Raw genomic sequence first — 23147 nt, forward strand, 5'->3', positions numbered from 1 at the left:
AAGTGCTTAGGACACACCTTAAATGTACTGATTTTCAGACTTTAAAACAAATAAATTGAAAGATATTTCTTATTATTTGTGTATATTTCCTGTTACTTTTCAACCCTTGATTCGCATTAGTATGTTTTTTTATCTTTTTTTATTTCTGAATCTGGTGTGTGTCTCGCACACTGCTGAATGTTAAGGCTAAAAGTTTCCAATCTTTACCTTTTTTTTGATAGATTTCTGTTACAGTAAATTCAGTCACGGCTACATTTCCTCTGACAATAGCTTCAAGCGTAATTCGGTTCCAAACGATTGCCGTTTTTTTGAAAATTTCTACTGCTACATCATGAACCTTAGTATTCTTATAAACCCGTTTTAATAATGTCTAGTTCTTCGTCCTTTTTCCAAGTGCCACTCATATGGACAAATTTGGATTTGTTGTCAAAGAGTGATTCAAGTTTGTCTACATTTTTATCAGCCATCCACTGCCATTTATCTTTAGAGAGTTGAATAATTTCTTGTTCAGCGTCTGTGTAATTCGTAACAACAGTATTGGTTTTATTTTGAGCAAAGGAGTATTGTAAACTTGCTATTACAAACAGTCCCATAATTAATTTTTTCATATGACCTAATTTAAAAGTTAAATTGTAATTATGATTTTCTATTTTACTATTTTTTCTTTAATGGTGCTTCCACATCAGAAAAAGCTTGAACAAAGGCAGGTAGTCGTTCCCCCAAAATTTGAATAGCATCCAATTGTTTATTGAATTCCTTTACTTCAGCTGCAGTAAATTGTACATCTGATGCTCCAATATTTTCCAGCATATGGGCCATCTGTGTCGTGCCTGGTATGGGAACAATCCAAGGCTTTTGTGCCAGTAGCCAAGCCAGCGAAATTTGGGCCGGAGTAGCCTGTTTTTGTGCGCTCCAGTTTTTTAATAAATCTACGAGTGTCAAGTTGTGGGGCAGATTCTCTGTCGAAAAACGAGACTCATTTCCACGGATATCACCTTGAGCGAAGCGTGTATCCGCATCAATCGCTCCTGTTAGAAATCCCACGCCAAGCGGACTCCAAGGAACGAAACCAATGCCGAGTTCTTCACAAAGTGGAATAATTTCTTTTTCAGGTCCACGCCATAATAAAGAATATTCATTTTGAATGGCCGCAATGGGATTAATTTTGTGTGCACGCCTTACGGTTTGGGATCCAGGCTCGGATAATCCGTAATGCAATATTTTACCTTCTTTTATCAAATCCTTGATAGCTCCAACTACATCTTCAATGGGAACTTGCGGATCTACTCGGTGTTGATATAATAAATCTATACGATCGGTGCGAAGACGTTTAAGCATTCCTTCAACAACTATTTTGATGTGTTCAGGACGACTGTTTAATCCCGGTAATCGCTTGCCTGTTTCCTGGTCTATATTCCAGCCAAACTTCGTTTCTATAACTATTTTATCACGGAAAGCTGCAATACCTTCTCCAAGAATTCGTTCCACTTCAAAAAGGCCCGTAAGCCTCCGCAGCATCGAAAAGGGTAACTCCTTTATCAAAGGCTGTTCGAATGATATTGAACATTTCTGGACGAGAGGGAATTGTAGTTTGATACGTTCTGCTCATATTCTGAACCCCAAGACCGATGCTAGAAACTTCAAGTGAAGCTCCAAGTTTACGCTTGTTAGTCAAGGGTTGAAGATTGTCATTTTTTAAATGATTATCTTCTGATTTTATAGTTTGAGCTAATGAATCAAAAGGGAGTATAGCGCTTCCAGCTAATGCTAATCCTGCGGTTTTTAAAAGATTTCTACGATTCATAATTATATTTTTTAGAACTACTGTTTTTTAGAACTCTATTTTATACTCGCTTAACCATTTTACCATATTAGGGTTTCTGTGGTCAAAAAACAAACTTTCATTTGTATCCAGAGTCTGAATCATTTGCATATCATCTGCGGATAATTCAAAATCGAAAATGGTGAAATTTTCCAACATTCTTTCTTTTCGTATTGATTTCGGAATAGCGACGACGCCTCTTTGAATTAACCAACGAAGAATAATTTGTGCGACGCTTTTATCATGTTTATTACCAATTGAAATCAACAAGTCATTATGGAAAATGTTATTTTTTCCTTCTGCAAAAGGTCCCCATGATTGAATTTGTACGTTGTTATTCTGAAGGAATTCTTGGGTACTAATTTGTTGCTGAAATGGATGCGTTTCAATTTGGTTAACAGCAGGTGTAAAACCACTATTAACAATCAAATCCATCACTCTGTCCGGATGAAAATTCGCAACACCAATTGCTCTGATCTTACCTTCAGCATATAATTCTTGCATAGCTCTCCAAGATCCAAAAATATCTCCATAGGGTTGATGAATCAGATATAAATCCAGATAGTCTAGTTGTAACAGGTCTAATGATTTTTGAAAAGCTGCTTTTGTTTTTTCATAACCAACATCTTGAATCCATACTTTTGTTGTTATAAACAATTCTTCTCTAAGGACACCACTTTTCTTAATTGCATTACCTACGGCAGCTTCATTCCTATACGAAACTGCTGTATCGATTAAACGATAACCACAATCGATCGCTTCTAATACTGCTTTTTCACATTCAGTAGCATCCGGAATTTGGAAAACACCGAATCCTAAAATTGGCATTTCTATTCCGTTATTTAATTTTATATTTTGCATGATTTTTTAATTTTAAAGTTACTATAAATTTTCCAGGCAATTAGGATAACTTATAGTACTTTGCAAATTTCCGACCTGAAAATGAGGTTGTTGGTATATAGATTACTGATTGTTCTACCAATATTACTTATTGGACTTGCTATATGGTAATTGCTATCTCTAAATACCTAAATTTGTATTATAAAATGAAAATTATCATGAACAAAGTAGTCAAGTTTAATACCATTACTGAATATAATGTATTCAACAATAACGAAACTTTACATCCATTAATAAATGTTATTGATTTTTCAAAAGCCGACCAAAGATCTTGGGATGGAGAGAAGACAGTTAGAATTTATTATGGCTTTTATTGCCTCTTTTTGAAAGATATAAAATGTGGTGATTTGCGTTATGGTTGTAATTACTATGACTAACAAGAAGGCCCATTGATTTTTGTTGCTCCAGGACAAGTAATGGAAGTAGAAAAGGATGGTAAAGTATTTCAACCAAAAGGACATGCTTTAGTGTTTCATCCTGATTTAATACAAGAATCTTTAACATAAAGCCTTTTAAGTTCCGCAATTTCTTTTTCAATTCTTCGCACTCCCACGCAACCAATAATTTCGTTATTATCTAATGTGAGAAAAAGCGCACCTTCATTTGCCCCATACATTTGTTTCATTTTTCCAAATTCCTCTGGTAAATTCATAGAAGTAAGATCAACGCCAAATGTATTCAAATATTCAACTATAATATCCTTGCAGTTATCAAAATTTTGTTCATTTTCCGCTAAATGGTATTTATTTTTTTTTTCCATTTTAAAATATTTTATGCTTAATCACAACGTTGTTTTATAACGTGTTTACTGAAAATTAATTGCATTTATTTATCCAGTCAATCCATCTTTTAATGGACTCTTTAACTTTAAAATTGTCTTTGTCATTATTGAAAGTTCTGTCTAATATTTTTTTAGCCTTCCCTGATAAAATTTGCTTTACTTCCTGTTTTTCAAATCCTTCTCTAAAATAACAATTAATTTCCACTTGGTTGTTCGGACTAAGAGTTACAGAAGCGGAACCAATCACTTTCTTATCAAATCTTCCAAAAACTAAAGGTAGCCCAAAATTTTCTGTCAAGTGAATTGTATTATTTTGAAATAAATTCTCTTCATAAGAAATTTTTGTCTTTGCTTTCTTGTAGATGTCCACGACTGCCCTTAATTCGGACAGACACACATCATCATATTCTATTTCTTCATTATTCCCTACTTGCTTACTCATAACTCTTTTCTTGAATACAAAATTAACAATCAAATAAAAAAAGATACAGATGCAGAAAACTAATTATTTTAGGATACAGATACAGAATCGATCAATTAGGATTCTCTGTTTTTTCTTTTTGAAGTTTATATATCCTAATAAGAATGTATTATTATCGTGAGTGCACAGCCTATTATCATAGGCGGCACACCTAGTAAAATACCATAAAAGATATAAATTAGGTTTGCTACTAAAGAAAGTATCCTTAAGTAAAGTAGATTCTTCATTGTCATTGATAACGTATTTAGTAACAATGCTGCATAACCAATAATGTGTACTATAATTTTGATTATATATATATATTCGTTAATTTTAAATATATTGACATAACAAAATTAAAGCATGGTTAATACAAGCTACAGATACAAAAAATGAATAATTTACAGATACAGATTGGGTATTCCGGGGCAAACTGGACACCCAATTCTATCTAACTTATTATAAGGAATTATATAATATACTGATTTTCCCAATAATACATTGCCTAATTCTTCAGAGAAACCATCTATTCAGTTGTTTTTAAGTTATACCTAATTCTTCAAATGAAATGTTTGAGTTTTTCATCATTCGTTTGACGGCAGCTATGCGTTTTTGTTTAACCAGCCCTTCGTAAATCTCGTTTTGTATTGGCTGATAGGCTTGCTTTTTCACGGCCATGTTCCAGATGATAACGGCGAGCTTTCTAGCTGTTGCTGTGATGGCTGCGGCTCTTCCTTTTTTATAAGCGACCCTTTTGAAAAATGATGTAAGATTTCCAACTTTGATGCGGTCGATTGAATTGGCAGCATTTCTTAAGGATAATGCAAACTTGTTGGCTCCTTTGGGTGTGCGGCTACTTATTATTTTTCCTCCACTTATACGGTTATTTGGGGCAAGCCTTAAATAGGATGTAAATTGCTTGGCGGTTTTAAATTTAGATAAATCTAGTCCAATTTCAGTAATCAAAGTCATAATTGTATTAGTGCCGATTCCTTCAATAGCAAATAAATCAACACCATAGTAATTGTAACTTAACCAAGAAAGGTCAAATTTTGGTTGGTTCCTTCCTTTGAGCTGTTTTTTAGCAAGATCTATTTGTTGTTTGTCATTGTATGGATTGGGTAGAAACGATTTTAATAGGGCTTCAATCTTTTGATCGCACTTTTGCATTTTTAGTTGGAAGGTTTTATAAATATCATAACAGTCTTCCAATTCATAAAGCAGTTCGTCGCTCCACTGTCCTTGCAAAGCATCCGCTATTTCCTGCTTTGATTTTCTAACCCGAGGATCGGTTAATTGAGATAATACCAGCCCATTGCGCTCTCCTTGCAGAATGGATTCTATTATAGCTGTACCAGTTTTACCGACTATATCACCTAAAACAACATCTAATCGTAAATTCATCAGCCGAAGTGATTTTTGCATTTTGTTTATCATTGCTGCAGCATTTGCTTGGATTGAAGACCGGTGGCGATGCAGCACCCGCAGTCTGGCAGTTTGTTCAGAAGGTAAAAAACATCCTCTGAGCAGGCCTAATGAATGAAGTTTTTGTATCCATTGGCAATCTTTAACATCAGTTTTTGCTCGTACATTTTTAGTCTGGTATCCAGAAACTAATATGACTTCATAACCAGAGCGTTGTAATTCAAAAAACAGTGTCTGCCAATAACTTCCAGTACTTTCCATAGCGATGGTTGCTTGTACAGGGAAGCAATGTCTGACTATCTGAATAAAACAAGAGGGTTAAAGACGACCTCAAAAAATATTATTTCCGTAAAAGGTACGATAATGGGAATAAACCTTGTCTGCAGTGGATTGATTAATGCTGGGGATGTTATCGTTTCAGGTGTGCCGGGCTGGAACAGAGCAGAACGAAATTTTATACATGCCAAAGCGGAACATGTAACCATACCTGTGGACGAAAACGGTCTCCTTGTAGATGAATTAAAAAAGAGAAAAAAAAAGGTGCGGATGGTTTATGTAACACCTCATCATCATTATCCCACAACGGTATCGTTGCGGATTGATCGAAGACTGGAACTACTACGGCTTGCCAATAAATATGGTTTTATCATTTTTGAAGATGATTACGATTTTGATTTTCACTATAAGCTACGCCCGTTATTGCCACTTGCCAGTGCAGACGAAAAAGGAATGGTTATTTATAGTGGCTCATTCAGCAAAAGTTTCTCTCCCGCATTTCGGATGGGCTATATGGCAGCTGCCGAAAATGTCATTGAACATCTCGGCAATGTCCGCATTCTTATAGACAGGCAAGGTGATCAGGTTATTGATGATGCAATGGCTTGTTTACTAAACGATGGTACTATACAACGTTTCTTTAGAAAAACCTTAACTGTATATGAATAAAGACGTGATTTTTTTTGTGACTTGTTAAGTAGTGAATTAAGAGGTGCAGTAAATTTCACCATTCCTGAAGGCGGTATGACGGTCTGGACTGAATTTGATAAATCCATCAATCTTGAAAAATTAGCGCAAAATGCCTACCAAAAGGGGCTGTTTATCTCTAATGGCAAAGCACATCAATATCCGAACTACAAAACCAATGGAGTTCGTTTAGGTTTTGCTTCTTCTTCTCTGCATGATTTAGAAAAAAGTGTGGCTATACTGAAAGGGTTAATATAACTTTTTATTACTGCTGCACCAAATGCTGTAAATAAGGGTCGTTTTTGATACACTTCAATTCCGTCATATTCACCAAAAATCCCTGCTAACTTCAACACTTTTTTGGTTGTAATTGGAGGTTCAGTAAAAGTAGGAGAAAATGAAAAAATACTAGAAAGAGACCAAGTTGGATGGCTTGCTTATTTTAAAGATGAAGCCAAAAGCGAGTTGGTATTTAAAGCTGGAGATGAAAGTGTTCGTCTGGTTATGTATTCCGCCATGCCTCTCGGTGAGGAGATTGTTTCGCATGGTCCATTTATCGCTGACACTTCTGATGAAATACAGCTACTTTACAGAGAGTATAGAGCGGGTACGATGAAACATATATCAACAACGCCAAAGAATCAAAGAATAACTTATTAAAACTAATTTTAATTAATAAACACAAGAGGCGAACAAATAAAATGTTCGCCTCTCTTATTTCAAATTATTCTTCTGATTTTTTTAATAAGACAACATTAAATTCTCTATGAAAGTAAGTCAAAAACAAAATTTAGATTATTTTTTCAAAAAAAATGAACATTGTTCAAAAAATATACATACATTTGCAAAAGAATATTATTTTTATGAGTACAGCAGAAAGAAAAGCACGTGAAAAAGAAGCCTTAAAATCACTCATTTTAAAAGGAGCCAAAAAACTCTTTTTGGAAAGAGGGATTGAGCAAACTACAATTAGAAATATTGCTGATGAAATAGACTATAGCGTGGGAACTGTATATGTCTATTTTAAAGATAAAAATGCTATTTTACATGATTTGCACTCTATTGGTTTTCAGGAACTAGGCGGGTATTTTAAAGAATTATTCGCGATTGAAGATCCAATGGAACGCTTAAAAAAAATGGGACTTACCTATATAAAGTTTGCCATGGAAAATTCTGAAATGTATGATTTGATGTTCAATGTCAAAGCACCAATGGAATTTATTGAAAACTCTGAAAAAGAAGGATGGAATGAAGGCGCTGAAACCTTTGGAGCTTTAAAAACTACGGTGGAAGATTGTATGAGCAAAGGTCATTTTGAAGGACATTTATCAGAACCGCTTTCATTTATGATTTGGAGTTTGGTACACGGAATGTGCTGTCTTGAAATACGCCAGAGAACAAAAGGAGTGAAATTTTCTAATCCCGATACAATCCTGTTTGATGGGTACAACGAATATTTAAAAATAATAAGAAAACTCTAAAAATTTTTTGACTTAAAAATTGAACAACGTTCAATTAAAAAACAACGTATATTATGATAAGAAAAACACTGACTCTGACACTAATTTTATTTGGATATCTGGGATATTCACAGAGTAAGCTTGACAACTATATTGAAGTCGGGCTAAAAAATAACGAAGTAATAAAGCAACACAATTTTGATATTAACAAAAGTATGTATGCTTTAAAAGAAGCGCGCTCCTTGTTCTACCCTACCGTTTCCTTAAATGGAAGTTATACCAAGGCCGAAGGGGGAAGAACAATTGATATTCCTATAGGTGATATGCTGAATCCGGTATACAACACTTTGAATCAAATTACAAATTCGAATGCTTTTCCGACTCTGGAGAATCAGTCTCTTCTAATTAATCCGGATAATTTCTATGATGCTAAAATTCATACCACAATGCCTTTACTGAATTTTGAAATTATTTATAACAAGAGAATTAAAAACCAGCAGACTTCATTACAAAAAATTGAGCTGGAAATATATCAAAGGGAATTAGTCAAGGAAATAAAAATAGCCTACTATAAATACCTCCAATCGGTTGAAGGAATTAAAATTTATCAGGATGCTTTAGCATTAGTTAAGGAAAATCAAAGAGTAAACAAATCTTTATTTAAAAATGAAAAGATAAACCGTACGGCTGTCTTACGAAGTGATAATGAGGTAATACGTATACAGGCAAACCTGGAAACGGCAAACCAGAACAGTAATAATGCCCAATATTATTTTAACTTTTTGCTTAATGAAAAGCTGGATGCCGCAATTGAAGTCGATGAAAATGAAGCTCCACCAATTGACGCTGTTTCAGAGAATACTCAAAACAGGGAAGAATTACAAAAACTTACCCAGGCAAAAGAAATAAACGATAAAGTAAGCAAACTTACGCAGGCGTATTGGTTTCCAAAGGTAAACGGTTTTGCTGATTTTGGAATTCAGGATTTTGATTTTGAAGTAAACAAACAGTCACGTTACTATTTTGCAGGAGTAGGTTTAGAATGGAATATTTTTTCAGGCAACAAAAATAAATTCAAACTTAAACAAACAGAAGAGAACAGTAAAAAAATCAGTTCGCAGATTGATAATGTAAAACAGCAGTTACTGCTTCAGTTTCAGGTTTCCCAGAATAATTTGAAATCAGCTTTGGAACAATTCTACGCTGATAAAAATCAAAAAGAATCCTCCAAAAAATATAATGAGGATATAACCAAATTATACAAAGAAGGTCAAGCGATCTATATTGAACTTCTGGATGCACAAAATCAATGGGTAAACGCTCAGCTCAATACCAATATAGCCCTTTATAATTCCTGGATCACTTTTGCAGAATTAGAAAGAGCCAATGCAACTTTTACTTTTAAATAATCCAAAAACAATAATTATGAAAAAATCAATAGTACTATGTCTTCTTGCCTTGCCTCTTTTTTATGCATGTAAAGAAGAAAAAAAAGAACATACACCATTCGAAACTGCTGATATTATTCCAATTAAAACAGCAACAGTTCAATCTTTGGCACTCACAAATAATATAAGTGCATCAGGATTGGTAACAACAGAAAACCAAGCCAATTATGGTTTTAAAATAGGCGGTGTAGTGAGTCGGATTTATGTAGCGGAAGGTCAGTTTTTCAAAAAAGGCCAACTTTTGGCAGCATTAGATGCAACCGAAATTAATGCCGGTTTAAATCAAACGGATCTGAATGTAAAAAAATACGAACGTGATTACAACCGTGCCAATAATTTATACAAAGACAGTGTGTACACCTTAGAACAGCTTCAAAATACAAAAACAGGTCTGGACATTGCTAAAAAGCAGAAAGATGCCGTTGCTTTTAATGCGCGCTATGCTAAAATATATGCTGCTGCCGATGGTTTTGTAGCCAGTAAGATAGCCAACGAAGGAGAAGTAGTAGATCCCGGATCTCCAATTTTGGCAATAAATGAAACAAACCAAAATAACAACTATTTATTAAAAATCGGTTTAACAGATAAAGAATGGGCATCAACAAAAATTGGTCAGAAAGCAGTTGTTACTCTTGATGGTTATCCCGAAGAGCACTTTGATGCTTTTGTTTTTCGAAAGTCACAATCTGCAGATGTTGCACTAGGTTCTTTTCAGGTAGAATTGAAACTGAATATGAAAAACAGTAAACCGGCAGTTGGTATGTTTGGGAAAGCAGAAATTAAAGCAGAGAATGCAGAAAATTTTATCATCATCCCATATAATTCGCTTATTGAAGCCGATGGTAACAAAGCCTTTGTATTTATAGTAGAAAATAACAAAGTAAAACGTCAGCCAGTTACGATAAATAAGTTTGAAAATAACAAGGTATTCATAAAAGATGGTCTTCAGAAAACAGATCAGATAGTGATATCTAACAGTGCTTATCTAAACGAACAATCAACAATCAAGATCATTAAATAATTAGCATTATGAAGATTACAAACTTTGCCGTTAAAAATTATCAGTTTACGCTGATCATATTTCTTCTGGTGGCCGTTGTGGGTTATCTTACCCTATTTTCGATGCCGAGATCAGAAGACCCTTCCACTCACCCGCCCCAATATCTTATCACAGTAATTTATCCGGGAACCAGCCCGAAAGATATGGAGGAACAAGTTGTAAAACCTATCGAAAATAAAATTTACGGACTTGAAAACATTGATAAAATATTAACTACAGTAGAAGATGGTGTAGCCGCTTTTCAGGTAAAATTTAAATATGGCGTAGACGTTGATAATAAATATCAGGAGATCTCTACTGAAATGAATGCGCTGAAAAGCAGTGAACTCCCAAAAGATATTTATCAGATCAAAACGGAGAAAATTGCATCATCAGATGTGAAAATTCTTCAGGTAGCATTAGTTTCAGAAAATGCTTCCGACAAAAAATTGCGTGACGAGGCTGATAAGCTAAAAACAAAATTAGAAAAAATCACCAATCTTAAGGATGTCAAATACTTTGGAATTCCTGAACAGGAAATTCGTATTGATTTGCAATTGGATAAATTGGCACATTTAAAAATCCCTTTAAATCTCGTGATGGGAAGTTTACAAAGCGAGGCTGCCGATATTCCGGGAGGAAGCATCGATCTTGACAGCAAAGTATTTAATGTTAAAACAAGTGGTAAATTTAAGAACGCAGAAGATGTTGCCAATACAGTCATTTACAATGCAAACGGAAAAATAATCTATATGAAAGATGTTGCCGAAGTGGGCTACAAATCTCAAACAGTAGATCATATTACCCGTATTAATGGACACCGATGCGTTTTGGTTACTGCCGGAATGAAGGACAATGTAAATATTACCGATGTTCAGAAAGAATTTTCACCAATCGTAGAAGAATTTTCGAAAGACTTACCACAAAACATCAAACTGATTAAAAGCTTTGATCAGGCCAATATGGTATCACAGCGTTTAGGGCATTTGGGCTTTGATTTTGCACTTGCGATCATTTTGGTTATTATCACATTGTTGCCGTTAGGGTCAAGAGCATCTCTAATAGTTATGATCTCGATACCCTTATCATTGGCTTTGGGACTGATCGCAATGAATGCTTTAGGGTATTCCTTAAACCAGTTAAGTATTGTTGGATTAGTGGTAGCTTTAGGATTATTGGTCGACGATAGTATTGTGGTAGTAGAAAACATCGAGCGTTGGCTTAGAGAAGGACATTCTAAAATGGATGCAGTTTTAAAAGGCACAAAACAAATAGGAATTGCTGTTGTGGGATGTACGGCAACACTTGTCATTGCTTTTTTACCGTTGGTTTTTCTTCCTGATGTTTCCGGTGAATTTATCAGAAGTCTTCCAATGGCGGTTATTACAAGTGTATTGGCTTCTATGATTGTAGCCTTGACATTAGTTCCATTTTTGGGAAGTAGATTTCTAAAAACACACGAGCACGGCGAAGGAAATATTTTTCTTCAGTATCTGCAAAAATTCCTTACCAGAAGTTACAGGGACATAATGCCTAAAGCGTTAAAATTTCCAAGAACAACTATTGCTATATCAATATTTTTAAGCGTTACCGCTTTTGGATTGTTTAAGGCAACCGGATTTAAATTATTCCCAACTTCTGAAAAGCCAATGTTTTTAATTAATATAAAACTGCCGCTGCAGGCAAATATATCAGAGAGTGACAGGGTGACAAAAATTGTGGAAGCAGAGTTAAAAAACCATAAAGAAATTGCGTTTTATACGGCCAATGTCGGTAAAGGGAACCCACAAATTTATTACAATGTGCATCCACAAGACAGAAAGCCCGATTTTGCACAGATTTTTGTTCAATTGGAAGATGAAGCGAAACCTACTGAAAAAACAGCTTTAATTGAAAAATTGAGAGATAAATTTAAAACGATGCCCTATGCTAAAGTAGAGGTAAAAGACTTTGAGCAGGGAACGCCTCTTGAAGCAAATATCGTGGTTCGTTTATTTGGCGAAGACCAAAAGGTTTTGCGTCAGCTTTCGTCTCAGGTAGAGAATATTTTACGAAATCAGGAAGGTACTGTCTACATAAATAACGAATTGAATACGTATAAAACTGATGTCAAGGTAAAAATCAATAAAGAAAAAGCAAGAACACTTGGTGTTTTAACAAGCGAAGTTGATAAGGTAATTCGTCTTGCAGTGGCAGGATTAACCGTGGGAGATTACATAGATGACCGTGGCAATGCAAGAAATGTTACACTTACCCTGCCAAGAAATAAATTTTCTAATCTCGATGCACTTAAAAATTTATATGTAAATAATATTCAGGGAACACCTGTAGCGCTTAATCAGATTGCGACAATATCTTTTGAAACTTCACCAACAGCAATTAATCATTTCAATAAATCGCGTTTTTCAAAAGTTACTGCATTATCAGGAAAGGGCTATTACGCTAATGATCTGCTGACACATATTATACCTAAATTGGATAAACTAAAAATGCCAAAGGGATATTATTATAAATTATCAGGAGAAAAAGAATCTGAAGGTGAAGCATTGGGAGGTAATTTCCTTGCGGTAATTATTTTAAGTACATTCCTTTTCATTGGAGTATTGCTATTGCAGTTTAAAACATTCAAAGGAATTATAATCGTGCTTTCTATCATCCCATTAGGAGTTTTAGGAGGCGTTGTATTACTGCTTATTACCGGAAGCCCTATGTCATTGGTCGCTATTATTGGTTTCATCGGTCTTTCCGGAATTCAGGTAAAAAATTCACTCCTTTTGGTAGATTTTACCAATCAATTGCGACAAGAAGGACATTCAATTGATGAAGCCATTGCTATTGCCGGAGAAACCCGTTTTTTACCAGTGGTATTAACTTCTATCACGGCAATCTGTGGACTTATTCCTCTCGCACTGAACTCAAATCCTTTGATCGCGCCATTGGCAATTGTATTAATTGGCGGACTTATAAGCTCTACCATTCTTTCAAGAATTGTAACACCTGTGATGTATAAACTAATGCCTCCAAGTATCGAAAATGATAATAAAATATAAACATTTAATAAAATTCAAGATGAAACAAACGATCTTAATAACAGGAGCATCAACCGGTTTTGGACTCATGCTTGCCACTAAACTTTTTGAGAATGGGTTTAATGTAATTGGCACTAGTCGTGAACCTGAAAAATACAAGAATAAGGTTCCTTTCAAACTATTGCGTCTGGATATTTCAGATGATGATTCGATTAACTATTTTACTAAAGAACTTTTTACTCAAATAGAAAAGCTGGATGTTTTAATAAATAATGCTGGCTATGCTGTTACAGGTCTTGCTGAAGAAACACCAACAAAAATTGGATTACAACAATTTGAAACTAATTTCTGGGGTACAGTTAAGCTAACTAACGCACTACTCCCAAATATGAGAAATCTAAAACACGGCAAAATTATTACTGTAGGTTCATTTTTAGGGTTAATTGGGCATCCCAACTTTAGTTACTATTCAGCTTCTAAACACGCTTTAGAAGGATATTTTAAATCATTAAGATTTGAAGTGAATCAATTTAATATAAGAATTAGTATGGTTGAGCCTATGGTTCATAAAACTAATTTTTTTGATAACGCTGTTGCAACTTATGGCAATATTGAGGATTATGATATGTTCAGGCAAAAAATCCACTCCTACTATAATAATGAACTCAAAAAGGCACCAGGACCAAACGCTGTTGCTGATACTATAATTAAAATCATTAATTTTAAAAATCCAAAATTTAGTTATCCAGTTGGAAAAAGTACACCAATGATCCTTACCCTACAACAATTTTTATACAATACCTTTGAAAGTATCATTTTAAAAGGAGTTAATAAAGCAGCATAAGATGGAAAACAAAAGACTTCAATTACTACAAAGTTTCATTGGCAAACCATTTACAGGGAGTCCGTCTCCTTTTGCTCAATGGTTAAATGGAACAGTAGTCTCCGTAAATGATAAAGCAGTGGAATTTCAATTTATAGTTAGAAAAGAAATGACCAACCCTGTTGGGATACTTCATGGAGGTGTTACTTCAAGTATGGTTGATCACTGCATTGGTGTTAATTTTATGATACTTGGCTTAGAAAACTTCTATCCTACTATTAATTTAAATATCGATTTTTTTAATCCTGCTTTTGAAAATGACACCGTTTTGGTTAAAACAGAATTAATCAAGTTAGGAAAAATGATCATTCATTTCAATGCAGTAGTCATAAATCAAAATAATAGCAAACTTGTTGCTAAAGCAAGTTCTAATCTCGCAATTAGTTCTACTAGAATCCCCTTTTAAATTCCTATCCAATTTTAATAGAAAGTATATGATTCAAAAATCAGTAAACTTTTAATATAACTTAATGCTTCAAATTTTATTGGTTTATAAATTGACAATTAAATTACAAAAAGCCACTTCAAATGAAGTGGTTTCTTTTTGAAAGTATTTGATTAAGTCAACTACTTCTCGAATCTAATATTTATAAGTACTTATAGTGATCAATATATTACCAACAATAATTTTCTAAACATCGGAATCATTGACCAAATTTCACATAGTAACCCCAGAGTTTTCTCAGAAAGAAGAGTCTCTGTCAATCAGACAATGAAAATATTGAAAAGAATGGTATCGATACAAGCGTAGCACAGATAAAAGAGATACTTAATTTCCTGTATATATTTACTAAAGCATATTCGAATCGAGATGCTCAAATATATCAGAGTTGATAGCATCCCCTAAGGGGATATCGAACCTCTAATCATTGTTTTTATTATCTATTTTCTTATTTTCTTTAAAATCATCTTTACGAATCAAAATTATCGAACCAGTAAAAATCTTAAAAACCTCTCCATAACCAATTACAAATCAGCAAATTAAATCAAACAAAAAAGAGGACAATCATAAATGATCATCCTCTAAAGTGCCTAATGGTACAAAATTCGAACCTTTTATTAGAAGATTTGAAACTCTTAGCCGATTGTTTTGAAATGTAAAGGTTCTAAAAAATTCTGCTTTCTAAAGTAAATTTTATCCCTGCATTTTTGGATTTAATTGATTCTTTTTTGGAAGAAAAACAACTTAAAGACCTGTAAAAAACCTGCTATTACTATTCTGGTATACTCATCTTTAACTGACATTTCAATACTTTTTAGAAGTGGTAGTTTTTACAAATCCACCTTCGTCAATAACACTAGTAGAATATAGTTTTCCTTTTTGAGTGTATGACTTTAGAAAACCAAATTTACTCTTGCTAAACTTCAATTGATTTTTTAATCCATCTTTTTTGGTATTCGTTTTTGTATATATGTTTCCAACGCTTATGACTCCATAAGTAATTCTCCGGATTTGACATAACTGCCTTTTCCAGTTTTTCTGTAAAAATACTAGTTATAATTCCTATTTTATAAGGTCCAGAAAAATCAAAAATTGGTTCTAAAATAAATTTATAATGCCCTCTTTTTTCGCGAATAATATTTGCAAAAAGGCTTGGTGTTTTGTAATGCGCCGTATTTAATTCGGTGCCGCTCAAAAACGCTGTTCTTTGTGAAAGAAACTGGGTCCAAAAACTTTTTTGTGGAATTTTTGGGTTTTGATCTGCAACTAAAACCAGAACGTGCTGTTTGTCTGAAAACTTCACCATTTCTTTTTTCATATTTTTTGAAGCTACCATTTTTGAGCCAAAACGACTTCTTATCTTTAGCATTAAATCATTTGCTGAACGACTACTCAAAGGTTTATAAACCACAACAACATTTGTTTTTTTTTAGCATTGACGCTATGTGCGCATTTGCCCATTCCCAATTGAATTGATGTCCTAAATAGATATGGCAATTTTGATCTTCGGCAAGTATCTTCTCCAATTGAGAATAGTCTGCCGTAATGTGTGCCTGTAACTTTTTCTCGGAAATGGAAAGTAGTTTTATAGTTTCGATAAAATTGTCGCAAAAATCCCTGTAGAATTTTTTTTCAATACTAATTCTTTCAATATCCGTTAGATTACGAAATGATTTGTTGATATTTTCAGCAACTACCTTACGGCGGTACTTAAAAATATAATACAGTAAAAAAATAAAAAAATCTGAAATGAGATATAAGATCCTTAATGGAATTAGTGAAATCGGGTAAAGTAAAAAGGCAATCAATATTTTATTCTTTATATTTTTTTTTGATTTAAAAGATCTATTGATAAGCTTCAATAGATTAGCCTAGAAAGTAAACACCTCATCATAAAAACAATCAAACCCACCGGTGTGATTTTTTTGAAACATTTCATCTCTATTAAAGTTTTAGTCATACATTATTTTTTTTCGCAATCCAATTGTAAATTTCTGTTTGAGAGCGTCTAGGATTGTTGAGATTGATACTAATTGGGTCATTCAATCCTTTAGCATTAATAGTTCTTTTTTTTGTGTTATCTTCTAATTGTAATTGAATTATTGTATTTATTTCTGCTTTATGAAGTCCATCATGTATTGGGAAAGCAACTTCAATTCTTCTGTTTAAGTTTCTACTCAACATATCGGCAGATGACAGGTAGATTTTTTCTTTTCCACCATTAGCAAATCTGTATATTCTTCCGTGCTCTAAAAACATATCTACAATTCGATAGATTTTTATATTCGCGGTAATATTTTTAATTCCCGGCAATACAGTACAAATTCCTCTTACCAAAAGAATTACTTCAACACCTGCCTGACTTGCCTCGATAAGCTTGCAAATAACCTCTTTTTCATCAATTCCATTTACTTTTAATAAAATTGCCGCCTCTCTTCCTGCTTTCTTGTTTGTTATTTCATTGTCTATCAATCCGATTAGTTTGTCTTTCATATTAAAACCTGCAACCAAAAGATTTTTTATTGCTACTGCTTTTTCTTTAGTTTTTAAAAATGTAAATACTTTTTTCAAATCGGTTGTGTATTTTTCTTCTGAAGTGAAAAAACCAAAATCAGAATAAATACTGGCAGTAGTTTCGTTAAAATTACCTGTAGATAAATAGCTGTAAAATTTATTTTTACCATCTTCACTTTTCATGGTAACAAGCGCAACTTTGGCATGTACTTTTAAATTAGGCATGCTATATATAATTTTGATGCCTGCCTTTTCCATTTCTTTCGACCAAAACAAATTGTTATTTTCATCAAATCTGGCTTTGACTTCGACAAAAACGGTTACTTTTTTACCATTTTTCGCAGCACTTATCAAGGCATTTGCAATCAGCGATTGTGATGAAATACGGTATAAAGTAATCTTTATTCTAGTGACATTTTTATGAATTGCAGCTTGATTGAAAAACTGTAATACATAATGATAGGATTGGTATGGAAAATGAATCAATTGACTTTGTTTATCAATAATTTCAAAAATAGAGGTGTTATTTTCAAAAGGTAAATGTTTTAGTGCAGGATAGTTTTGACCTTGAAGTTTCGGTTTTATTGGATTTGGAAATTTGAATAAATCAAAAAGATTATGATGACTTCCGCCTTTAATCATTTCATTCTCCTGCAAACGGAATGATTTTTTGCAAACTAAAACAGTTTCAGGTTCCATATTAAAATCATACAAAAACCGTGTTGATGAACCCGATTTCCGTTCTTCAATTTTTGCTTCAATTTTTGCTATTAAATCTCCAGAAGTTTCATCAGGAATTTCATAATTTTCATCTCTATTTAATTTTATAGCATTGCAGGAAATAATTTGTTCCAGAGGAAATATAAAGGATAAACATTTCCTGATTATGGTGTCAATAGAAATAATATAGTTTGTATCTTTTATACTTTGCAATTGTTTGTAACGATCCAGTTTGTCTGAAGGAATATTTAAGTAAGCATAGTTGAAAATTCCAGTAGCATCTTTTAATTTTACCAGTAAATATAATCCCCGATTATTTAAAAAATATGATTTTGGGGTGTTTTCAGTAATGTAAACAACCTGAATATAGGAAAGAATAATGCTTTTAAAATAATACTCAATTTCGTCTAAGTGTTGCTGTATAATTTCTTGATTTTCATAGAAAATAATTTTATTATCTGCTAATTCAGGTACAATTGTATCTTTCCAAATCACCCCGAATTTATTTTGTTGAAGGTTTACTTCCGATAAAATCTGGTCAAATAAAGCGCTATCTTTCTCTGAACTCCCTTTTAGTAATTTATTGATTTTCACTCTAAAAAACTCATCTAAATTAGAAGAATGAATTGCTAAAAACTTAATACGCTCATACAGTGAGTTGCTACTATCATTGGCTTCATCTAAAACGCAACTGTTGAAGGAAAGCCAAGAAATTTCGGAAGGAATACTACTATGTTGCACGATATTTTTGTATTAGGGTTTGAACAAAAATAGAAATGGGAAATGTTAATCCTATTATCTTATCCATATATTATTATTAAAATTGAAATCCTAGTGAAAAAGCCAGTCTTAATCCATCAATGGAATTGAATAAGCTAAGATTTGCTGTTAGTAATTCGGCTCCATTAATGAAAAAACCACCGCCATAAGAATTATTCCATTTGTTTGAATTATCATCCTTAATCCAAATCCGGCCATAATCAAAACCGCCATACATGCCCATCCTTATAGGAATAATGTTTGTTTTCATACTTTTGAATGTATACCTAATATCGGTATTTTGAAATAACGATTGCTGCCCTGTAAATCGTTGGTTTCTAAATCCCCTTAAACCATCATTTCCACCAATAGAAGCTGCCTGATAAAATTCGTAGTTGCTATTGAAAATAATATGGCTCTTAATTTGGGTTGCTAATACTAATTTTCCCGAGGGGACTAATTTGTGATTAAAACTAACTTCCGGAATTATATAAACGAAATTTCTTTTATTATCTTCTATATTTGATGTAAATCCTACTTCTAGCGACGTTTTCATTCCGATAGTTGGATAGATCTTATTGTCATAGTTCTCGAATTGGTATTTTGAATTTACTCCTATAAATCGATTGCTTTCTAAAATTGTTTCAGGCAATTCATTATTGTTTTCAACAAATCTACCTTTTGTATCTTCAACTTCTATTGCTTTATAGGATAGCCCAAATGATAGGTTACTGCCACCTTTTCCTTTCCAAACAAGAGATGGTGCAAAGCCGAATTCTTGTACTTTCACACGGTTGTAGTCTAATCCGTAAATACCATCATCATTTTCAGTTTCATTTCCATATCCAAAAAAATTTTGACTAAAGTTGGCACTTTGAAAATTGGATTGCACTACCAGATTAAGTTTACCAAATACGTTGGCAAATTCCCCTTTGTAATTTAGTTCATAACCATTTGTTGTAAAATAATATGCTGCTTTGAATTGATGTCTTTCTGAAAAAGGATTTCTCTCAAAACCATATAACGTATACGTATCGTTTATACCAATTTTAAAACCATCATCGGGATTTGCTCCGAGAATAGGAATAATTTGATTTGTACTTGCTTGCAATTTTTTATAGTCATATGTATTTATATTATAATCATCTGTTAGTTTTAAATTTGCATTAGCAGTATGATCAATAATATTCTTTTTAGTTTTATAATCGTAGATGTATATATTTTTACCATTTTGTACATGGTATTCGTCATTATTTTGCCCGCCTATCAACCGAATTTTTATTTTTTTGCTTGTACCGGTCACTTCAAAATTATCTTTGTCATCAAGTCCATATACCCAAAGTTCTTTTGTCACTTTCGGATTGTATGATTTTTGAATAAACAGTTCATTGGTATTGTCGCGCTTTTTGCGGAATATTGCTAATACCACATCGCCATTTTCCTTACATTCAATTTTTATAAAATCGTCCTTGTTAGTTCCGGTTATCACGGCGTACTTATTGACTAATGCAAAATACCTGTCCGCGATTTTTTGTAAATTATTTTTTCTTGCTTTGAGTGTTTGCTTAATGGATAGCATGGTTTCATCCCTTAGCTCTTTCGGAACATTTTGAAACGCCCTTTCTATTACTTCATCAGTCAGATTATTTTGTATTTGACTTGCTTGTGCATCCCATACTTCTTTATCTGTAGTTCTGATAAAGGCAATATCAAGAGGATAAGGTTCTATGTTGAAGCCTTTGACGTCTTTTATATCATCACTATACTTTCTTAACAATCTTGCGGGCGGTATTAGTTTTACTGCCGCGCCTAAAATAAATCCGTCTGACATTTTAGAGAACGCCTGGTCTCTGTCTCTTGGCAATGGCCGGAAAATTGTTTTCCCGTTTTCTTTAAATTCAAGCCACCTCCATTGGTCCTGATGCCTGTCCCAATCATTGATGAGCATGTCAAACAATCGCGCTTTAATATAAGCCGCTTCATCTACTGTTTTGTTTTCGTCTGAATGAAGTTCTTCTACCAAATCAGCGGTACTAATTACATTACCTGTAAAATATGGATTTGTAAGTTCAATATTGCCACCAGAAGCTTGCTCTTCCAGAAGGTATAGTTCGTCTCCGAACTCAGAATTAAAATCGCCCAACGCTTTTTGCTTTGGAATGTAATACAGTTTTGGATTTAAATGATAAACGCCAATAGCATCAGAAAGAGTTGCAATTGTAAATGGAGCGTAAGGATAGGAACCTGTAAAAACATCCATAACCAAAGCTTCGGCAGAAGTATTTTGAAACTTTTCTTCAACATACTGATCTTCTAAAAATGCCGATTGGATGAATTGGCTGCCATTTTTCTTCATGGCCCTCATCACGTATTGTTTTCCGGATTTGGTTTTCAATCGCAGGGCTTTCGATTGACTTCCGCCTCCTTTTCTAACGGGAGTTAATCCACCAAATAACGTATCGAGATCTACGGTTTTTGCTGTTACCGAAGTACTGTAACTATCTCTATATCTTTTTCCCCATAAAAAATCATAGCCCATAGATTTGCTTGTAGCCTTTTTATCGTAAATGACACTTTTAATTTCGGTTGGAAAATTACTTTCAAAATTTAAATTTTGCTTTTTCGTATCAGCAGGCAAAATTTGTGATTGGCACACTATTTTTTTGTCACCACTATTTATAAAACGCACAAAGGAGGAGCCGTCATCAAAAACATCCAATATGGCATATCCATTAACTCCGTACGAAAATTTACCTCCTTTTTTGTTTCGTGTTTCAGATTTTTTTGAAGCAGATCCGCTGATGATTTGATGCAAGTTGTCTTCAACAATGTATTGCAAGTTGTGTTCGTGTCCTGAAACAAAAATTACTTTGTCATTTTGTTGTGCTGCGACAACCAGGTTCTTTTTTAATTCGTTATAATTTTTATTTTGCATATCGGCATTAGAAATGCCACTGGTTTTTCGGATTAAGTTTTTTAAGCTTCCTAAAACAGGCAAAGGAATTAAGTGGCTTTTAAAAGAATACTCTCCGCCATGTGGACCATTGCTGTACATTGGGTGGTGGATTGCCACAAGTGTTGTTTTACCTCTAGCTTTCTTTATCTCACTTCTAAATTCGTCTAAAAACTGATTTTTTGTTTTTATGGTACAATCTTCATTTATTGTAGGGTGGTTGTCCCAATCGGTAATGTACCATTGTGAATCGACGATAATGAGCACTATGTCATTTCCAATATTGACAGTTTCAATTGCACAACCATTTTTTGGTAAAAAGGATTTTTTCCCTAATTGTTTTTCAACAAATTCCTGTTCTCTTTTTAAACCCTCAGGGCCGTTACTATACCAGTCGTGATTGCCTGGAATAAAAATAGTTTTTCCTTTAAAGGAGTTTACAAGATCAATTTGGTTTTGAAGTACTTTTTCGGCCTCATGGCGTTTCAAACTGTTTTTTTCGTGCATTCTAGCGGGATAGATATTATCTCCTAAAAATAGTAAGGTGCTTTTTTCAGCGGCACTATTTATCTGATCTGATAATGATGGCTCGGAGCTTTTTATGGTGTCTTTAAATCCGTCACCAGCATCGCCAATCAGAAAGAAAGTATGTACAACTTTTTTATCGTTTGGATAGCTTTCTGGTTTTTTATCTGGACTAAATTGTGGCTTAAAAGTAGCACATGATTGTACGATAATCAAGAATGGTAACAGATATAGTTTTATATTTTTCATATTAGAATATTATTTGTTTTTATAGGCCATATGGAATCGCTATCTTCATGGTTGCTTATCTCACAATTTTTTATTTTCATACATGTTCGATGATTTTCAATTGTTTACAACAAACTTGTTGTCCCCGGCGATTTCATAATTATTCGGTTATCTGAATTTAAAAGCAATTAAAAATGCCATGACAGAAATAATAATTCCCCACATAAAAATGTTGTAAGTGGTTCTTAATAATCTGTATTTTTTTTCTAAAACAATGCCCAGATGATACAAGTCCTTGATCATCGAGTTATAGATGTAATCCCTATCTTTCATTAATTCATTCATTGCCCAATTATAATCCTGGTAAGGCATTTTGTAAAAATTTCCAAAAAACAATAGATTTACCTTTTTTTCCTCTACTTCATTTCTTGTAAAGCTGCCTTTTGTAACGCTGGGCCTAGTAGCCAGGATAGCAATTGTTATAGAAGTTACGCTGGACACAATCAAAACTAATGTTGGTATTATTAAATGTGCATTTGCGGGATTGTCCAATTTTGGAATAATTGTTGAAAGCGAAACCGAAATGATTATAGCATTCACAGATAGTAAAATGTTAGCCTTATTATCAACAAAGCGGCTTAAATTGTTGTGATTATTGAGAGTAGTCCTAAACATTGTATCGATACCTCTCTCCGGTTTTTCTGATTTATAGTTTTTCTTCTTTCTCTTTTTATCGTTTTCTAGCAGAAGTGATTTTTCTAATATATCGTTTTGAGGTACGTTAGGTTCCATAAGA

At 33.5% G+C, this 23147-nt stretch carries 23 protein-coding genes; 10 read left to right on the forward strand and 13 right to left on the reverse strand.

Annotation, left to right across the window (positions count from 1 at the left end; all coding sequences use genetic code 11):
• Nucleotides 1-139 precede the first annotated feature (139 nt).
• From ACNQGN_RS08965 to ACNQGN_RS08985, 5 genes are read right to left on the reverse strand one after another with little or no spacing between them, the layout of a single operon-like run.
• Entirely contained in the window at nucleotides 140-316 is a 177-nt protein-coding gene (locus ACNQGN_RS08965; RefSeq protein WP_417987621.1) for a hypothetical protein, read from the reverse strand.
• A gap of 31 nt (nucleotides 317-347) precedes the next feature.
• Nucleotides 348-608 (reverse strand): nuclear transport factor 2 family protein, encoded by a 261-nt coding sequence (locus tag ACNQGN_RS08970; RefSeq protein ID WP_417987490.1) that lies wholly within the window; start codon nucleotides 606-608, stop codon nucleotides 348-350.
• 46 nt (nucleotides 609-654) lie between these two features.
• Nucleotides 655-1542 (reverse strand): aldo/keto reductase, encoded by an 888-nt coding sequence (locus ACNQGN_RS08975; protein ID WP_417987491.1) that lies wholly within the window; start codon nucleotides 1540-1542, stop codon nucleotides 655-657.
• Nucleotides 1490-1804 (reverse strand): hypothetical protein, encoded by a 315-nt coding sequence (locus tag ACNQGN_RS08980; protein ID WP_417987492.1) that lies wholly within the window; start codon nucleotides 1802-1804, stop codon nucleotides 1490-1492. The genes ACNQGN_RS08975 and ACNQGN_RS08980 overlap by 53 nt, the downstream gene beginning before the upstream one ends.
• A gap of 27 nt (nucleotides 1805-1831) precedes the next feature.
• A complete protein-coding gene (locus ACNQGN_RS08985) occupies nucleotides 1832-2683 on the reverse strand; it encodes an aldo/keto reductase (protein WP_417987493.1) in 852 nt (283 codons plus the stop codon).
• 197 nt (nucleotides 2684-2880) lie between these two features.
• Between ACNQGN_RS08985 and ACNQGN_RS08990 the strand changes: the two genes are divergently transcribed.
• Nucleotides 2881-3099, forward strand: a complete 219-nt coding sequence (locus ACNQGN_RS08990) for a hypothetical protein (RefSeq protein WP_417987494.1) — start codon at nucleotides 2881-2883, stop codon at nucleotides 3097-3099.
• Between the two features lie 95 nt (nucleotides 3100-3194).
• Here ACNQGN_RS08990 and ACNQGN_RS08995 read toward each other — a convergent pair whose 3' ends face one another.
• The 3 genes from ACNQGN_RS08995 to ACNQGN_RS09005 form a co-directional block, all read right to left on the reverse strand.
• Nucleotides 3195-3482: a hypothetical protein gene (locus tag ACNQGN_RS08995; RefSeq protein ID WP_417987495.1), complete on the reverse strand. Its 288-nt coding sequence runs from the start codon at nucleotides 3480-3482 to the stop codon at nucleotides 3195-3197.
• A gap of 55 nt (nucleotides 3483-3537) precedes the next feature.
• On the reverse strand, nucleotides 3538-3945 hold the full coding sequence (locus tag ACNQGN_RS09000; protein ID WP_417987496.1) for a hypothetical protein: 408 nt from the start codon (nucleotides 3943-3945) through the stop codon (nucleotides 3538-3540).
• A 558-nt stretch (nucleotides 3946-4503) separates the two neighbouring features.
• On the reverse strand, nucleotides 4504-5694 hold the full coding sequence (locus ACNQGN_RS09005) for an IS110 family RNA-guided transposase (protein ID WP_417987622.1): 1191 nt from the start codon (nucleotides 5692-5694) through the stop codon (nucleotides 4504-4506).
• Here ACNQGN_RS09005 and ACNQGN_RS09010 point away from each other — a divergent pair.
• From ACNQGN_RS09010 to ACNQGN_RS09050, 9 genes are all read left to right on the forward strand, one after another.
• Complete coding sequence (locus ACNQGN_RS09010) at nucleotides 5677-6333, forward strand: aminotransferase-like domain-containing protein (RefSeq protein ID WP_417987497.1); 657 nt, start codon at nucleotides 5677-5679, stop codon at nucleotides 6331-6333. The genes ACNQGN_RS09005 and ACNQGN_RS09010 overlap by 18 nt on opposite strands.
• 21 nt (nucleotides 6334-6354) lie before the next feature.
• Entirely contained in the window at nucleotides 6355-6609 is a 255-nt protein-coding gene (locus ACNQGN_RS09015) for a hypothetical protein (protein ID WP_417987498.1), read from the forward strand.
• Between the two features lie 78 nt (nucleotides 6610-6687).
• A complete protein-coding gene (locus ACNQGN_RS09020) occupies nucleotides 6688-7011 on the forward strand; it encodes a pirin-like C-terminal cupin domain-containing protein (protein WP_417987623.1) in 324 nt (107 codons plus the stop codon).
• Nucleotides 7012-7214: 203 nt separating this feature from the next.
• Nucleotides 7215-7832: a TetR/AcrR family transcriptional regulator gene (locus ACNQGN_RS09025; protein WP_417987499.1), complete on the forward strand. Its 618-nt coding sequence runs from the start codon at nucleotides 7215-7217 to the stop codon at nucleotides 7830-7832.
• A 53-nt stretch (nucleotides 7833-7885) separates the two neighbouring features.
• The gene (locus tag ACNQGN_RS09030; protein ID WP_417987500.1) at nucleotides 7886-9220 is read left to right on the forward strand and encodes a TolC family protein; all 1335 of its coding nucleotides are present in this window, start codon (nucleotides 7886-7888) and stop codon (nucleotides 9218-9220) included.
• Between the two features lie 16 nt (nucleotides 9221-9236).
• The gene (locus tag ACNQGN_RS09035) at nucleotides 9237-10280 is read left to right on the forward strand and encodes an efflux RND transporter periplasmic adaptor subunit (protein WP_417987501.1); all 1044 of its coding nucleotides are present in this window, start codon (nucleotides 9237-9239) and stop codon (nucleotides 10278-10280) included.
• 8 nt (nucleotides 10281-10288) lie between these two features.
• Nucleotides 10289-13348, forward strand: a complete 3060-nt coding sequence (locus tag ACNQGN_RS09040; protein ID WP_417987502.1) for an efflux RND transporter permease subunit — start codon at nucleotides 10289-10291, stop codon at nucleotides 13346-13348.
• Nucleotides 13332-14171, forward strand: coding sequence for an SDR family NAD(P)-dependent oxidoreductase (locus ACNQGN_RS09045; RefSeq protein ID WP_417987503.1), 840 nt, complete (start codon nucleotides 13332-13334; stop codon nucleotides 14169-14171). The genes ACNQGN_RS09040 and ACNQGN_RS09045 overlap by 17 nt, the downstream gene beginning before the upstream one ends.
• A gap of 1 nt (nucleotide 14172) precedes the next feature.
• Nucleotides 14173-14616 carry a PaaI family thioesterase gene (locus ACNQGN_RS09050; protein WP_417987504.1) on the forward strand — a complete coding sequence of 148 codons (444 nt, stop codon included), beginning with the start codon at nucleotides 14173-14175 and terminating at the stop codon, nucleotides 14614-14616.
• Between the two features lie 952 nt (nucleotides 14617-15568).
• On the opposite strand, the gene ACNQGN_RS09055 is transcribed toward ACNQGN_RS09050, so the two are convergent.
• The 5 genes from ACNQGN_RS09055 to ACNQGN_RS09075 all read right to left on the reverse strand — a co-directional run bounded on the left by ACNQGN_RS09055 (nucleotide 15569) and on the right by ACNQGN_RS09075 (nucleotide 23143).
• Nucleotides 15569-16021, reverse strand: a complete 453-nt coding sequence (locus tag ACNQGN_RS09055) for a lysophospholipid acyltransferase family protein (RefSeq protein WP_417987505.1) — start codon at nucleotides 16019-16021, stop codon at nucleotides 15569-15571.
• 31 nt (nucleotides 16022-16052) lie between these two features.
• Nucleotides 16053-16460 carry a lysophospholipid acyltransferase family protein gene (locus tag ACNQGN_RS09060; RefSeq protein WP_417987506.1) on the reverse strand — a complete coding sequence of 136 codons (408 nt, stop codon included), beginning with the start codon at nucleotides 16458-16460 and terminating at the stop codon, nucleotides 16053-16055.
• 148 nt (nucleotides 16461-16608) lie between these two features.
• Entirely contained in the window at nucleotides 16609-18627 is a 2019-nt protein-coding gene (gene ppk1 / locus ACNQGN_RS09065) for a polyphosphate kinase 1 (protein WP_417987507.1), read from the reverse strand.
• Nucleotides 18628-18703: 76 nt separating this feature from the next.
• Complete coding sequence (locus ACNQGN_RS09070; RefSeq protein ID WP_417987508.1) at nucleotides 18704-22372, reverse strand: metallophosphoesterase; 3669 nt, start codon at nucleotides 22370-22372, stop codon at nucleotides 18704-18706.
• Between the two features lie 147 nt (nucleotides 22373-22519).
• Entirely contained in the window at nucleotides 22520-23143 is a 624-nt protein-coding gene (locus tag ACNQGN_RS09075) for a Pycsar system effector family protein (RefSeq protein ID WP_417987509.1), read from the reverse strand.
• Between the last annotated feature and the right edge of the window lie 4 nt (nucleotides 23144-23147).

Source organism: Flavobacterium rhamnosi, from assembly GCF_048286515.1.
In the GTDB taxonomy this organism is placed as follows: Bacteria; Bacteroidota; Bacteroidia; order Flavobacteriales; family Flavobacteriaceae; genus Flavobacterium.

Coding starts and splice junctions, on each gene's coding strand:
- ACNQGN_RS08970 (WP_417987490.1), bottom strand. CDS start 608: ATGAAAAAATTAATTATGGGACTGTTTGTAATAGCAAGTTTACAATAC.
- ACNQGN_RS08995 (WP_417987495.1), bottom strand. CDS start 3,482: ATGGAAAAAAAAAATAAATACCATTTAGCGGAAAATGAACAAAATTTT.
- ACNQGN_RS08985 (WP_417987493.1), bottom strand. CDS start 2,683: ATGCAAAATATAAAATTAAATAACGGAATAGAAATGCCAATTTTAGGA.
- ACNQGN_RS09030 (WP_417987500.1), top strand. CDS start 7,886: ATGATAAGAAAAACACTGACTCTGACACTAATTTTATTTGGATATCTG.
- ACNQGN_RS09025 (WP_417987499.1), top strand. CDS start 7,215: ATGAGTACAGCAGAAAGAAAAGCACGTGAAAAAGAAGCCTTAAAATCA.
- ACNQGN_RS09070 (WP_417987508.1), bottom strand. CDS start 22,372: ATGAAAAATATAAAACTATATCTGTTACCATTCTTGATTATCGTACAA.
- ACNQGN_RS09055 (WP_417987505.1), bottom strand. CDS start 16,021: ATGCTAAAGATAAGAAGTCGTTTTGGCTCAAAAATGGTAGCTTCAAAA.
- ACNQGN_RS09045 (WP_417987503.1), top strand. CDS start 13,332: ATGATAATAAAATATAAACATTTAATAAAATTCAAGATGAAACAAACG.
- ACNQGN_RS08980 (WP_417987492.1), bottom strand. CDS start 1,804: ATGAATCGTAGAAATCTTTTAAAAACCGCAGGATTAGCATTAGCTGGA.
- ACNQGN_RS09035 (WP_417987501.1), top strand. CDS start 9,237: ATGAAAAAATCAATAGTACTATGTCTTCTTGCCTTGCCTCTTTTTTAT.
- ACNQGN_RS09040 (WP_417987502.1), top strand. CDS start 10,289: ATGAAGATTACAAACTTTGCCGTTAAAAATTATCAGTTTACGCTGATC.
- ACNQGN_RS08990 (WP_417987494.1), top strand. CDS start 2,881: ATGAACAAAGTAGTCAAGTTTAATACCATTACTGAATATAATGTATTC.
- ACNQGN_RS09075 (WP_417987509.1), bottom strand. CDS start 23,143: ATGGAACCTAACGTACCTCAAAACGATATATTAGAAAAATCACTTCTG.
- ACNQGN_RS09000 (WP_417987496.1), bottom strand. CDS start 3,945: ATGAGTAAGCAAGTAGGGAATAATGAAGAAATAGAATATGATGATGTG.
- ACNQGN_RS09050 (WP_417987504.1), top strand. CDS start 14,173: ATGGAAAACAAAAGACTTCAATTACTACAAAGTTTCATTGGCAAACCA.
- ACNQGN_RS09010 (WP_417987497.1), top strand. CDS start 5,677: ATGTCTGACTATCTGAATAAAACAAGAGGGTTAAAGACGACCTCAAAA.